This window comes from Brevundimonas faecalis, assembly GCF_040549405.1.
Taxonomy (GTDB): domain Bacteria; phylum Pseudomonadota; class Alphaproteobacteria; order Caulobacterales; family Caulobacteraceae; genus Brevundimonas; species Brevundimonas faecalis.
In genome coordinates this window covers 493,264-505,819 of sequence record NZ_JBEPTF010000001.1, presented here as the reverse complement: position 1 = coordinate 505,819, position 12,556 = coordinate 493,264, and the positions used below count along the sequence as shown (strand labels likewise).

Annotated in this window: 19 protein-coding genes; 18 read left to right on the top strand and 1 reads right to left on the bottom strand. The window is 68.5% G+C overall.

Features of this window, described 5'->3' with window-relative positions; all coding sequences use genetic code 11:
* Positions 1 to 8 precede the first annotated feature (8 nt).
* From ABIE19_RS02360 to ABIE19_RS02275, 18 genes are all read left to right on the top strand, one after another.
* Positions 9 to 353 carry a hypothetical protein gene (locus tag ABIE19_RS02360; RefSeq protein WP_354087511.1) on the top strand — a complete coding sequence of 115 codons (345 nt, stop codon included), beginning with the start codon at positions 9 to 11 and terminating at the stop codon, positions 351 to 353.
* Between the two features lie 2 nt (positions 354 to 355).
* Positions 356 to 772 (top strand): flagellar basal body rod protein FlgC, encoded by a 417-nt coding sequence (flgC, locus tag ABIE19_RS02355; RefSeq protein WP_354087510.1) that lies wholly within the window; start codon positions 356 to 358, stop codon positions 770 to 772.
* Complete coding sequence (gene fliE, locus ABIE19_RS02350; RefSeq protein WP_354087509.1) at positions 769 to 1,098, top strand: flagellar hook-basal body complex protein FliE; 330 nt, start codon at positions 769 to 771, stop codon at positions 1,096 to 1,098. The genes flgC and fliE overlap by 4 nt, the downstream gene beginning before the upstream one ends.
* 30 nt (positions 1,099 to 1,128) lie before the next feature.
* Positions 1,129 to 2,352 (top strand): flagellar basal-body MS-ring/collar protein FliF, encoded by a 1,224-nt coding sequence (fliF, locus tag ABIE19_RS02345; protein ID WP_354087508.1) that lies wholly within the window; start codon positions 1,129 to 1,131, stop codon positions 2,350 to 2,352.
* Positions 2,342 to 2,677, top strand: coding sequence for a hypothetical protein (locus tag ABIE19_RS02340; RefSeq protein WP_354087507.1), 336 nt, complete (start codon positions 2,342 to 2,344; stop codon positions 2,675 to 2,677). The genes fliF and ABIE19_RS02340 overlap by 11 nt, the downstream gene beginning before the upstream one ends.
* Complete coding sequence (locus ABIE19_RS02335) at positions 2,674 to 3,369, top strand: FliH/SctL family protein (RefSeq protein WP_354087506.1); 696 nt, start codon at positions 2,674 to 2,676, stop codon at positions 3,367 to 3,369. The genes ABIE19_RS02340 and ABIE19_RS02335 overlap by 4 nt, the downstream gene beginning before the upstream one ends.
* Positions 3,366 to 4,676 (top strand): FliI/YscN family ATPase, encoded by a 1,311-nt coding sequence (locus ABIE19_RS02330; RefSeq protein WP_354087505.1) that lies wholly within the window; start codon positions 3,366 to 3,368, stop codon positions 4,674 to 4,676. Before ABIE19_RS02335 ends, ABIE19_RS02330 begins: the two co-directional genes overlap by 4 nt.
* Positions 4,673 to 5,134: a hypothetical protein gene (locus ABIE19_RS02325; RefSeq protein WP_354087504.1), complete on the top strand. Its 462-nt coding sequence runs from the start codon at positions 4,673 to 4,675 to the stop codon at positions 5,132 to 5,134. Before ABIE19_RS02330 ends, ABIE19_RS02325 begins: the two co-directional genes overlap by 4 nt.
* A 139-nt stretch (positions 5,135 to 5,273) precedes the next feature.
* Positions 5,274 to 5,849 (top strand): hypothetical protein, encoded by a 576-nt coding sequence (locus ABIE19_RS02320; protein WP_354087503.1) that lies wholly within the window; start codon positions 5,274 to 5,276, stop codon positions 5,847 to 5,849.
* Positions 5,850 to 6,254, top strand: a complete 405-nt coding sequence (locus ABIE19_RS02315) for a flagellar hook capping FlgD N-terminal domain-containing protein (RefSeq protein ID WP_354087502.1) — start codon at positions 5,850 to 5,852, stop codon at positions 6,252 to 6,254.
* Positions 6,255 to 6,263: 9 nt separating this feature from the next.
* Entirely contained in the window at positions 6,264 to 7,448 is a 1,185-nt protein-coding gene (locus tag ABIE19_RS02310; protein ID WP_354087501.1) for a flagellar hook-basal body complex protein, read from the top strand.
* On the top strand, positions 7,445 to 8,182 hold the full coding sequence (locus ABIE19_RS02305) for a FliM/FliN family flagellar motor switch protein (RefSeq protein ID WP_354087500.1): 738 nt from the start codon (positions 7,445 to 7,447) through the stop codon (positions 8,180 to 8,182). The genes ABIE19_RS02310 and ABIE19_RS02305 overlap by 4 nt, the downstream gene beginning before the upstream one ends.
* Before the next feature lies 1 nt (position 8,183).
* Positions 8,184 to 8,483: a FliM/FliN family flagellar motor switch protein gene (locus ABIE19_RS02300; RefSeq protein WP_354087499.1), complete on the top strand. Its 300-nt coding sequence runs from the start codon at positions 8,184 to 8,186 to the stop codon at positions 8,481 to 8,483.
* Complete coding sequence (locus ABIE19_RS02295; RefSeq protein WP_354087498.1) at positions 8,480 to 8,857, top strand: hypothetical protein; 378 nt, start codon at positions 8,480 to 8,482, stop codon at positions 8,855 to 8,857. The genes ABIE19_RS02300 and ABIE19_RS02295 overlap by 4 nt, the downstream gene beginning before the upstream one ends.
* Complete coding sequence (gene fliP, locus ABIE19_RS02290) at positions 8,854 to 9,582, top strand: flagellar type III secretion system pore protein FliP (RefSeq protein WP_354087497.1); 729 nt, start codon at positions 8,854 to 8,856, stop codon at positions 9,580 to 9,582. Before ABIE19_RS02295 ends, fliP begins: the two co-directional genes overlap by 4 nt.
* 5 nt (positions 9,583 to 9,587) lie before the next feature.
* The gene (locus tag ABIE19_RS02285) at positions 9,588 to 10,328 is read left to right on the top strand and encodes a sigma-70 family RNA polymerase sigma factor (protein WP_354087496.1); all 741 of its coding nucleotides are present in this window, start codon (positions 9,588 to 9,590) and stop codon (positions 10,326 to 10,328) included.
* Between the two features lie 3 nt (positions 10,329 to 10,331).
* Entirely contained in the window at positions 10,332 to 10,886 is a 555-nt protein-coding gene (locus ABIE19_RS02280; RefSeq protein WP_354087495.1) for a tetratricopeptide repeat protein, read from the top strand.
* A gap of 3 nt (positions 10,887 to 10,889) precedes the next feature.
* Complete coding sequence (locus tag ABIE19_RS02275; RefSeq protein WP_354087494.1) at positions 10,890 to 11,228, top strand: hypothetical protein; 339 nt, start codon at positions 10,890 to 10,892, stop codon at positions 11,226 to 11,228.
* Here the strand turns inward: ABIE19_RS02275 and ABIE19_RS02270 are convergent.
* Entirely contained in the window at positions 11,215 to 12,366 is a 1,152-nt protein-coding gene (locus tag ABIE19_RS02270; protein ID WP_354087493.1) for a tetratricopeptide repeat protein, read from the bottom strand. The two genes, ABIE19_RS02275 and ABIE19_RS02270, sit on opposite strands and share 14 nt — an antisense overlap.
* Positions 12,367 to 12,556: the final 190 nt, after the last annotated feature.

Here is a 12,556-nt window from a genome sequence, read left to right as displayed (position 1 = left end):
GCATCGACGTGGACCCTCTGACCACCGCCATTCTGGCCAAAAGCCTGGACGGCCTCTCAGCGCGCGCGGCGGCGACCGCCAATAACGTCGCCAACGCCAACACGCCTTCGTATCGGCCGATGCGGGTCAGTTTCGAAGCCGCCCTGGCCCAAGCGGCGACCGGCGGCCCCGAGGCCGTCAAGGCGACGCCGATCCGCTTCGCCGCCGAAAGCGACTGGCCGCATGATGCGAGCCTGAGGCTTGACCTGGAACTGGCGACCTCCGCTTCGACGGCCGGCCGCTACAGCGCCCTGGTCGAACTGCTCAATCGCCATGCGCAGTTGAGCGCCCTGGCCGTGTCCGGAGGCCGCTGACCATGGACCCCATCCAGATCAGCCGCACCGGCCTGGACGTCGAATGGCGGCGGCTTGAAGTCATCGCCCAGAACCTCGCCAATCTCGGCACGACGCGCACGGCCGACGGTCAGGCCTATCGCCCCCAGCGTCTCGTGTCGGGCCCCAGCCAGGGCTTCGCCGCCCATCTCGGCGAGAACCCGACGCCGGGCGGCGTCCGGGTTTACGGCGTCGAGCCCGTGGACGCTCCGCCGCGCCGCGTCTACGAGCCCGGTCATCCCCATGCGGACGCTCAAGGCTATGTCGAATATCCCGGCCTGGATCACGCCGGGGAAATGGCCCTGCTGGTCAAGACCAGCCGCGCCTATGAGGCCAACCTGACCGCCCTGGCCGCCGCGCGCCAGATGTACGCCCGCGCGCTGGAGATCGGTCGCCGATGAACGCCTTCGCTCCCTACGCGCCCATTGCGTCGGTCCAGCCTTCCGCGGCTCTGAACCCCGCCGGCCTGGAAGCTGTCCAGACCCCGGTTCGCGCGCCCGCCGCCACCGGCGGCTTCACCCGAATGCTGCTCGACGGCGTGGAGGCGGCGAACGCCAAGGTCATCCACGCCGAGGCCCAGACCCGCGCCTTCGCCCTGGGTGAAGACATCCCCGTGCACCAGGTCACGCTGGCGCTCGAAGAAGCCCGGCTGTCGCTGGAACTGGTCGCCCAGGTCCGCAATCGGCTGATCGAAGGCTACCAGGAACTGATGCGGATGCAGGTCTGACCCGCGCCTGCTTGTAAGAGTTGATTTCCAATGACCCCGCTTCAACGTCTTCGCGCCCTTCCGCCCGTGGCTCAGGCGCTTGTCGGTCTGGCCGCCCTGGCCGTGCTGACCGGCCTGCTCGCGGCCGCCTGGTATTCCACGCGTCCCCGCTACGAGGTTCTGTTCCGCGATCTGCGCCCGGCGGACGCCGCCATGATCGTCGCGCGTCTGGACGAGACCAAGACCCCCTATCGACTGGCCGACGGGGGGAGCACCATCCTGACGCCCAAGGCGCTCGCCGACGCCGCCCGCCTCGACATCGCCGGATCCGACATGCCGCTGAAAGGCGCCGTCGGGTTTGAACTGTTCAACAAGTCGGACATGGGCCTGACCGAGTTCGCCCAGCGCATCAATTATCAACGCGCGCTTCAGGGCGAACTGGCGCGGACCATCATGACGGTCGAAGGCGTCGACAGCGCCCGCGTCCACCTGACCCTGCCCGAGCCCTCCGTATTCCGTAACGACCGCAAGCCCCCGCGCGCCTCGGTCACCATCGTGACCGTCCGGGGCGTCTCCCTGGACGAGGGAGCGGTCGCGGGAATCCAGCGCCTCGTCGCCGCCTCGGTCACGGACATGGACGTGGCCGATGTCGTGGTCCTGGATCAGTCCGGCCACGTGCTGAACCCCGCCGTCGCGACGACGCCGGAAGCCGTCAGCCCGGAACTGCAGCAGGCGCGCGCGATCGAGCAGTACTATGTCGCCGCCGTCCGTTCGGCCCTGGCCGCGCAATGGCCCGACGCGCGGGTCGAGGTGGTCATTCCCCTGCATCAATGGGGTCCCGGCGCAGCCGGCTCCGACAGCCGGGATCAGGCCCTGACCGCATGGACCAGGACCAGCCGCGCCTTCGACATCCGCGTCTCCGTCATGACGCCGGACCAGGCCGACGCCGCCTCGCGTACGGCGGTTCGCGAGCAGTTGCTGCAGGCGGGCGTGCTCCGTGAGACGGACGCCCTGCTGTTCCCGCTCTCGCCCGCGCTCGCCGCTCCGATCGCCGAGAAGGCGGCGCCGGCCGCTCCGGTCGAGGCGCGCCCGACGAAGGCCGCCTCATCCTCCGCGCGGTTCGACTGGCGTTGGCTGGCGGTTCCTGTGCTGGGCGTCGCCCTGCTGATCCTGCTCCGCCGCCTGTGGGCGCCGCGTCGACTGGGCGCGGATCAACGGGCGGCCTGGGCGCGCCGTCTCAGCCGGCTGGTCGAAGGAGCCGACCATGGTCTTTGATCTGGGCAAGCGCCGCCTGCGTGGCGCTGTCGCCGACCTGAGCAGGCTTTCGCCGGAGGACCTCGAGGGCGTCCTCGACCTCATGCCGCCTCACGACGCCCGGATCGTGAAGGGACTGCTGGAGGAATGGTCCGGCGCCGCCTCCGCCCCGTCGGCTTCGCCGCCCCCTGCCGCACCGCTGTCGGACTGGCTGGCGCAACGCCTGGCGCCCGGCTCCGCCTATCCGATCACGGACGCGGTTCGCGAGACCCTGTCCGCCTTCACGCCCGCGCCCGTTGAAAGCCGACGACGCGTCGCGCCGCTCAGGGACGGCTTCCTTCGATGAGCCGCGTGCTCGGAACCGCCGTCAAGGGCCTGGGCCGCGTCACGCCCTTCACGACCGCCGCCGCGCCGAGCGAACGCGACCTGTCGCCCATGGACGCGGCCGACGCGGAAATCGGCCGGCTGAACCACGCCCTGACCGACGCCCTGGCTGAACTCCAGGCCTTGAAGGCCGACGTCGCCGACGCACCGCAACGCCTGGTCGAGGCCGAACGAAAGGCGCACGCCCAAGGCCTGGAACAGGGCCGAGAACAGGGCCTGGCCGAAGCGGCGACGCGCGAAGCCGAGGGTCTCGCCCTTCTAGCCTCGGCCGCCGAAGACGCCGGTCGTCGTTTCCAGGCCGCCTTGCAGGCGCTGGAGCCCCTGGCGGCCGATCTCGCCTTCGCCGCGCTGGAACGCATCACCGGCGACGCCGACTTGCAGTCCGGGCTGGTGTGGAACTCCATTCGCCACAACTTGGCCCTGCTCGACACCGGTTCAGGCGTCCGCATCACCGTATCGGGCGCGGACTTTCCCGACGCTGAGGCGTTGAAGGATCTGGCGCGTCTTCACGATGTCGAGATTCTCGCCGACGCCGGCCTGCCGCGCGGCGCATGCCGCATTCGCCCCGACCTCGGCGAACTGCACCTGGACATTCCCGATCAGGTGGCGCGCATTCGACAGGCGGTCGCGCACGCTCTGGACGGCGCGGAATGAGTCTGGCCGCCGCCATCGACGCCGTCCGCGCCTTTTCTCCGGCGATCCGCCAGGGTCGCGTCACGCGCGCGGGATCGACCTTTCTGGAGGCCGATGGGCCCGACGCCCCCGTCGGCGCCCTGTGCATGGTCGAACAGGAGGGCCGTCGCCCGGCGGCGGCGGTCGTGTCTTCGGTCAGGCGGGATCGGGTGGTGCTGGCGCCGCTCGACGCCATGCTCGGCGTGCGGCTGGGCGCGCGCGTGGTTCTGGAGCGCGAGGCCGTCAATCACACGGTCGGCGACGCCCTGGCCGGCCGGGCGGTGGACGGCCTAGGGCGGCCGATCGACGGGGGGCCGCCGATCATCGTCGAGCGCCGTGCGTGCGCGTCCTCGTCGCCTTCGCCGCTGGATCGGCACACGCCCTCTGAAATCGTCGAGACCGGCGTCCGCGCCATCGACGGCCTGCTGACCCTGGGACGCGGACAGCGCATCGGCCTTTTCGCCGCGCCCGGCGTCGGCAAGACGACCCTCCTGACCCAGCTGGCTCGCCACGTCGAGGCGGACCGGGTGGTCATCTGCCTGGTCGGCGAGCGAGGTCGCGAAGTCGAAGCCCTGTGGGCGGATACGAAGGCGTCCGGCGTCAGGTCCCGCTGCGTCCTGGTCGCCGCCACTTCGGATGAAAGCGCCGCGCTTCGCGCCCAGGCGGTGGAGTTGGCCATGGCCCAGGCCGTCGCCTGGCGAGCCGACGGCCTGCACGTGCTGCTGCTGGTCGATTCCGCGACGCGCTACGCCATGGCCTTGCGCGAGATCGGACTGGCCGCCGGAGAACCGCCCACCGTGCGCGCCTATACGCCCAATGTCTTCGCCGCCCTGCCGCGTCTGGTCGAAGCCTGCGGCGCGGTGAGAAACGGCGGCGCCGTCACGGCCGTCATGACGGTGCTCAGCGAAACCGACGACGTCGATGATCCCGTCAGCGAAGTCATGCGATCCCTGCTCGACGGCCATATCGTCCTGTCGCGCAGGCTGGCGGAACAGGGGCGCTTTCCCGCCATCGACGCGCCACGCAGCTTGAGCCGCCTCGCCTCCGGTCTGCGGTCGGCGGAACATCAGGCCGCGGCCGAACGCGCCTCGTCCCTGATCGCCGAATATGAACAGGCGCGCCCCCTGCTCGACGCCGGCATGTATACGGCGGGAGCCAACGCCGACATCGACGCGGCCATAGAGCGGCGGGCGGATCTGACCGCCTTCCTTTCCCAACGCACGGATGAGCGTTCGTCGCTGAAAGAGACGATGACCGCCTTGGCGACAGCGGCGAGATTGCGAGGATGACCCGCCGTCACGCCTGCGAAGTCCTGCGGCTGGCCGTCCGTTGGCGAGAATTGCAGGAACAGGCTGCGGAGGCTCGCGCCCTGGACGCGCGTTCGACCGCGGACGCCCTCCAGGACGCCCTGGACGCGGCGCGTCGTGAAGAAGAGGCGGCGCTGGAGGGCTGGCGATCCGCCGTCGCCTCATCCCGCCTCGACCTGAACAGCCTTTCCTTCTGGAACGAAAGGATCGGCCTCGAAACCGCCCGCGCGCAGCAGGCTCTGAACGCATGCGATCAGGGCCGCAAGGCGCTCGACGCCGCACGCGAGAACTGGACCGTAGCGCGCGGACGCACCGGCCTGGCCCGCGATCAGCGGACGAGCGCGCATCGGCGGGAAGAGCGACGCCTTGAAGAACGAGCAATGGCCGAAAGCGCCGAGATGCTGCTGATCAGACGAGGAGGCGCCGCCAATGCGTATTGATTCCTCGACCGGGAGGCCGCCTGCGCCCGGACAGGCTCAAGCCTCGCCGCGTTCCGGTTTCACGGCGCTTCTCGACAGGCGCGACGACGCGCCCGTCGCAGCCCGCGACGGCCAGGCCTTCGGTTTCGGCGAGTTCGGCATGTTCGGCCGTTTCAGCGCCGTCGAGGCGCCGACCGCCCCCGAGCTGTCGCGGCCTTCGCAACCGACGACCGCGCCTGATGCAGAGACGCCGGTTCAGGACCTTGCCTCCGGCCCTGTCGTCCGGTCAGAGAAAGGATCGGAGACTCGTCCCGTCGTTGTCGACAAGACGGCCGCCTTGCCCAGACAGGCGGAACGTCCAGGTCCGTCGGCGCCGGCCGCCGAGACCGTCAGGGCGGCAGAGCCTTCACCGCCCGGGGCCGAAACCAGGATCGCCGTCCGTCGCAAGACCTCGGCCGATACGACCGCGCGCCTCGCGCTGAACCTGCGTCAACTGCTTCCGACCAAGACGTCCGACGCCGCGCCTCATCTCGTCCGCCTGACCGAGGCTGAGGACGGCCGCGTGCTGGTGACAGTCGCGGGACCTGCGTTTTCACAACCTACGATTGAACGTTTTCGACAGGCCGCACAACTTCGCCTTGCCGCGCACGGGCTTGTGCTGGATAGAGTGGTCTGGACGGAAAGACAGCGTTACGCGACCCTTCCATTCGGGGTCGAAAGCCGGGGGGCGACATAGATGGCCATTTCACCGATCAGCGGAGCCAACGGCGGTTCACAGGCGGCCTTCGGGCTGGATTTCCAATCCCTTCTCGGGATCATCCTCACGCAGCTGACCTATCAGGACCCCCTGAAGCCTGTCGACAACTTCCAGTTCGTCTCTCAGCTGGCGCAGTTTTCCCAGTTGCAGCAGAGCCAGAGCCTCAACGACCAGATCACGGATCTGCTCGCGGCCCAGGGCGCCAGTCAGGCGACCAGTCTTCTGGGCCGGACCATCGACATCAGCGCCAGCGGCTCGACCTTGAGCGGCAAGGTTCAGTCCGTCTCCTTCACCACCGGCCAGCCGACCGTCACCATCAAGACCGACAGCGGGCAGACCATCTCGGGCGTGTCCATCGCCGACATCTCCAACGTACGGCTCTAGGAGCAGACGATGCTTGGCGCAGTCTATATCGGCCTCAGCGGCATGAACGCCTATTCGCGCGGGCTTCAGACCATCAGCAACAATGTCGCGAACCTGACGTCTCCGGGCTTCAAGGCCTCGTCCGTCAACTTCCGGGACGTGTTCACCACCGGCGGGCTGGGGTCCGCCTTCTCGGGCAGCACGCGATCGACAGGCGGCGGCGTCGCCTTCGCGGGCGCGGGCGTCGACTTCAAGCAGGGCGACCTGCGCCAGTCCAACGGCGACCTGGACCTCGGCATCCAGGGCGCGGGCTTCCTGATCCTCAAGGACGGCGACAAGACCGTCTACGCCCGCACCGGCCAGTTCGCCGTCGGAGACAAGGGCGACCTCGTCCTTCAGGAAACCGCCTGGAAGCTGACGGTTCTCAACGCAGCCCGCGAACCCGAGGTCCTGAACCTCGACGGACGCCGGACCGCGCCGCCCAAGGCCACCACGAAGGTCTCGTTCTCGGACAACCTGTCCTCCACGGCGACGGAGGCGACGGTTTCCGACATCGCGGTCTACGACTCCCGGGGCGGGAAGCAGGTCTGGAAGGTGCGTCTCCAACCCGTCGGCTCGACCTCGCCGAACGAGTGGAACGTCACCGTCACGGATCAGACGGGCCGCACGGTGAACACCTCGAAGCTGCGCTTCATCGGCAGCACCGTCGATCCCAGCAGCGCCAAGATCACCGTGACCGACACCCCCGCCGGGGCTGACCCGCTGTCCGTGGTGCTGGACTTCTCGCAGGGCGTCACCTCCTTCTCGTCAGGCACGACCTCGACGCTGAGAGCCGCCTCGACCGACGGCTCGGGCGTCGGAGCGCTGACGCGCGTCTCCGTCAACGCCGACGGTCAGGTGGAGCTGGCCTATTCCAACGGCCACAAGGAAACGGCCGGCGCCGTGGCGCTCGCCGATTTCAGAGACCCTCAGCAACTGGAGCGGATCGGAAACGGCCTGTTCGAGAACAAGGGACCCGCGGCCCGCATCCTGGCCAGCGGCACGGACGGCATGGGCAAGATCGTGGGGCAGCGCCTGGAAGCCTCGAACGTCGATCTGGCCCAGCAGTTCGGCGAGTTGATCCTGATCCAGCGCGGCTTCCAGGCCTCGTCCCAGGTCGTCAGCGTCTCCAACGACATGATCCAGCAGTTGTTCGGAATTCGAGGCCAGGGGTGATTGCGGCTCAACCTTGGGTTCCAGGCGACGCCTACCTGTCGCCGCGCACGACAGACCTCCTGAACGAAGCTCTCGCGACCTGGAGCGAGCGATGGTTCAAGGCCGGCCGGTTCGAGATCGAACGCGGCGGTCAGGAACGCGCCGCGCCGCGCCCGCGCACCAAGCGCATCGACGCCCGATGGGGTTGGATCGAAACCGCCGAGGCGTCTCATTCTCTGGCCGCGCTCGCGCTCGACGCCCCCTTGGACGAGCTTGAGATTTCCGCTCAGGACCAGGCCGCGATCGACACGCTCGAAGAGGCGATGCTCAAGGATCTGACGACCAAGCTGGGCTTGCGCCTGCCTGAAGGGCGCGACGAGACGGTGGTTCGTTTCAGCATCCAGGACGACCATGGCCGAAAGCCCATGTCGATCATCGTGCGTCGCGACGCCTTGATCGGCCTGCTGTTCAAGACCCTGCCCGCGCCCCGCCCGGTCCCGCCCCTTGCGACCACGCGTCGTCACGCCCTGACCTCGACCCCCGTTTCATTGCGGGCGGTGATCGGCGCCGTGTCCCTGCGTCTCGAAGAAGCCGCCGATCTGAAGATCGGCGATGTCGTCATGCTGGACCGCCTCGTGGCGGACGCAGCGCGTCTCGGCGTCAATGTCGATGACGCCTTTCTTCCCGCACTGAGCGCCGAAGTGCTCGATCCAGGCCCCGCCGCCGTCCTCAAACTCCAGCCTCTTGTCGCGTAAAATGTCCTCCAAAGCTCCCGCCGCCGCGTCCGCCGCTTCGACCGCCGACGCCTCCCTGGTCTCCCTGCAATCCGCCCTGTTCAAAGGAGTCTCTGTGGACGTCGAGGCGTCTCTCGGCTCCGTCGCTTTGACCGTGGAGCACGTGCTCGGCATGAAGAACGGCGAAGTCCTGACTCTGGACAAGCGCCTGAACGAACAGGTCGAACTCACGCTGAACGGTCAGGTCATAGCCCGTGGCGAACTGGTGGCCGTCGACGACCATTTCGGCGTTCGCCTGACCGAAGTCGCACGGCCGGAATGAGGCTCTCCCTTCTTGCCGGCGCCGCTCTTCTGCTGACGGCGTCGCCGGCTCTGTCCGCCGCCTCCCTGGCCGGCGGGACCTCCGCCGATATTCCCTGGCTGCGCCTGATCGGCGCCCTGGCGCTCTGCCTCGGCCTCGCGGCCGCAGCGGTGTTTGCGCTTCGCCATCGCCAAGGCGCGACCGGCGGCCTGCCCGCGCTCTGGAAGCCCCGCGCCCGGGACGCCTCGCCGCCGCGGCTGGTGGAGACCGGCGCCCTGCGCCTTTCGAACAATGTGCAGTTGGCCCTCTTCACCATCGACGGCGAACCGTGGATCGCCGCGACTTCCCCCCAAGGACAGGTCAGCCTTGTCCGTTGCGGCGAGCAGGCGTCTTGAGGCGCGCCCTCCTGCTGGGCGCCCTGATCGCCCTTGCGCCCTGCAGCCACGCCCTGGCCGCGCCCTCGACAGAGGTCGCCGCCGCCGTGGCCTCGGTCCAGACCGCCGACGTCATCCGCACGACCCTGGCCTTGACCCTTCTGGCGATCCTGCCGGGCGTGGTCATCTGCATGACGCCCTTCATCCGGATCGTCATCGTCCTGTCGATGATACGGCACGCCTTCGGCATGCCGGAAACGCCGCCCTCGGCGGTCTTGGTCAGCCTTTCCCTGCTGCTGACGGCCTTCATCATGGGACCTTCGCTCAAGACCATGAACGAACAGGCGCTGCAGCCCTTCATGGCCGGGCGCGTCGATGTGGAGACCGCCTTGGCGGAGGGGTCCGCTCCCCTGCGGACCTTCATGCTGCGGCAGGTGACGGACGCCAACCTGCAGACCGTGCATCAGATCGCGGGCAAGCCCCTGCCCGACTCGGCCGACCAGGTCGGCATGGCCGAACTGACGACCGCCTTCATGCTGCATGAGCTCGGCGTCGCCTTCCGCATCGGCTTCGTGGTTCTTCTGCCCTTCCTGCTGATCGACCTCGTCGTCTCCGGCCTTCTGCTCTCCCTGGGCATGATGATGGTGCCGCCGACCAGTATTTCCTTGCCGATCAAGGTGCTGATGTTCGTCCTGATCGACGGTTGGAGTCTGGTTCTGGAAGGCGTCATCGGAGGGTTTCGCTAGCCGCCATGACTGCGGAGCCTATCGTCCCGGATAATCGGCTTGAGCTCTGGGAACGCTGGTCGGCGTCCCGCGACGTCGATGCGCGCGAGGCTCTTTTCACCGCCTATTGGCCCTTCGCGCGACGCATCGCCGATCGGACGGCGCGAACCTATGGCGGCGGGGCGGCGGATCGGGAAGACGCGCGGCAATGGGCGGCCGCCGGCCTGCTCGAAGCCATCGACCGCTTCGACCCGGATCGCGGCGTCTTTTTCGAAGCCTTCGCCGCCCGGCGCGTCAACGGCGCCGTGTCGGACGGGCTGGCCGGAACGACCGAGCTGCGAAAGCAGATATCGACCCGCAGGCGCATGCGTCAGGAGCGCCTGCGGTCGCTCGCCGCCTCGCCCGATCCTCATTCAGGTTCGAGCGCGCTGGAACGGTTGGCGGATCTGGCCTCCGACCTGGCGATCGGCTTCATGCTGGAAGACGAGGGCCTGGCCGCCGATCCTGAAAAGGCGACCTCCCTGCCGAACGCCTATGAGACCCTGGCCTGGAACGACGCCCTGCGTCGCCTGCGGACGGCGCTCGATCAGCTTTCCCCCAAGGAACGGCGGATCATATCGCTCCACTATATCGAAGGCCTCGACTTCACCTCCATTGCGGCGGCCCATGGATTGAGCAAGGGTCGCATCTCTCAGCTTCACAAGCTCGCGCTCACGCAGTTGCGTCGCCGCCTGCTTGAGCCGCCTTCCGAATATCCATCAGGGTGATCCATGACCGCCGACCTCTGCCCTCAATCCGACATCGACGCCGTCGTCGCCCTTCTCGACCAGGACGAGGCGGCGGGCCTGTCCGCCCTGTCCGCCCTGGCGCGAGCCTGGCCCCTGGATGCGCGCCTGCCCTTCCTCGAGGGCTCCGTCCTGGCCGGCGCGCGGCGATATGATGAAGCGAAGGCCGCCATGACGCGCGCCGTGGACATCGCCCCGGGCTTCGATCTGGCGCGCTTTCAGCTCGGCTTCCTGGGCTACACCTCCGGCGACGCGGCCGGCGCCTCGGTGGTTTGGGCCCCCCTCAAGGCCCTGGCCGAAACCCATCCCTTGCGCGCCTTCGCCGAGGGACTGGAGGCCATCGCCGAGGATCGCACGCCCGAGGGCGTGAAGCGGATCGAGGCGGGCATGGCCGCCAACGACTTCAACCCTCCCCTCAATCGCGACATGGGCCTGTTGATCGCTGAACTCCGTCGCGCCGGACTGGACGACGGAAGCGCCGCGGAGGAGACCGTGTCGGAGACCCAGTTCCTGCTCAATCAGTCGCTTTTCCGGCGCTAGGCCATGGAGCCGATCTCCGGCGTCGACCGACTGATCGCGCTGCTCAATCAGCGCCTGCAGGTGCGCGCGGATCGACGCTCGGGGTCCGCCCGCCCGTCGTCCGCCCGCCGTTCCGACGCCCTCGCCGCCGTACGCGCCCTGGCGGCGACGGCGGACCAGGATCCCCAGCGTTTCCGCCGCGCCCTGGTCGAGACGATCCTGTTGAGCCGGTTCGGCGATCAGGCGATCAACGACGCCCGTTTCCAGCAGATCGTGGATCGCGTGGCCCTCGCCCTTGCGGACGACGACGAGGGCCTGCGTCTGCTGGATGAAGCCCAGCGCGAATTGCTCAGTCGGAAATAGGCCTCTCGGACGTCCTCGAGGCCGAAGGTCGTGTCGCGACCTGGGCCAGGGCCTCGGCCACCGTCTGCCCGCCCGGCCCCACCGGCATGGTCAGGGCGGCTTCGCGGATACGATCCGCCAATTCCGTCCTGCCTTCCGACTGAGCCAGCAAAAGATCGGCCAGGGCGCCGCCCAGGGTCTCCTTGTCAAGACGACGAGCCGTGGCGGCGTGGCGGCGTGCGTCCTCGACGTCTCCTTGCAGCAGTTGCACGACCGCGATCGCGCCGTGGGCTTCGCCGAATGCGGGATCGACGTCGCGCGCGCGCTCGAACGCGGTCATGGCGCGCGCGGCGTCGCCGGCGAGGAAGTACGCCCATCCGGCCGCGATCCAGGTCCCCGAATGGTCGACGAAGACCTCGGCCGCCTGATCCAGGGCCGCGGCTCCGGCCGCCATGTCTCCCCGACGCATCTGCACGAGCCCCATGCCGAGCAGATTGCGCGCGCTGTCGGAGCGCACGGCCAAACCGGCCGAGAAAGCCTGTGACGCCTCGTCCATCCGCCCCTCGGCCAAGGCGAGCATGCCCAGGGTCGCCTGCCCTTCAGGCGCGCCCGCAGACCTTTGCGCCCAGAAGCGGGCGCGTTCGACGTCCTCGGCGTCGATGGCGACGCTGGCCAAGGCCCCCATCAGATCCGCCGCGTCGCCATGCGGCTCTGTCACGCGCTCCCCGAGCGCCAGCGCCTCGTCCAGGCGCCCCAGATGGTGCAGGGCCTGGATCTTGAGCAGGGCGGCGACCGATCGCGCCATGGCGAGATCCTCGCTCACCAGGTCCAGGACGGCCTCGAACTCGCCCAACCGACTGCGCGCCCAGGCCAGATTGAACCTTAGGCCCGCATCATCGGCCTGGCTGTCGTGCAGGCTCTGGAAGACGCTGGCGGCGTCGCCGTATCTTCCCTGTTCCAGCGCGACCAGGCCGAGGATGTTGATCAGACCGGGCGGCGGCGGCGCTATTCCGGCGTATCGGTCGATCAGTTCGACCGCCAGTTCTGGCCGCCCCTCCGCAAACGCCGTGTCAGCCGCATCCCCCAACAGTCGCAGGTTGTCGGGATCAGACTGCAACAGGTCCAGCAACCTGTCGGATCGCGTCGTCGGATTGTTCATGGAGCCCCCTTCATCCCGGTCAGCATAGGGACCACACCGCCTCAAAGACAATCGCCAGCTTCTCCAGAAACGGGTCGAAGGCCGGTTTGCGGGCGTCTGGGCGCCGTGTTGAGAAAAATCTCTAAACTTTGGAGCTGATCTCCCGATGCAACTCAACGAGGGGGATCGTCTTCGTGGTCGCCCGTTGTTT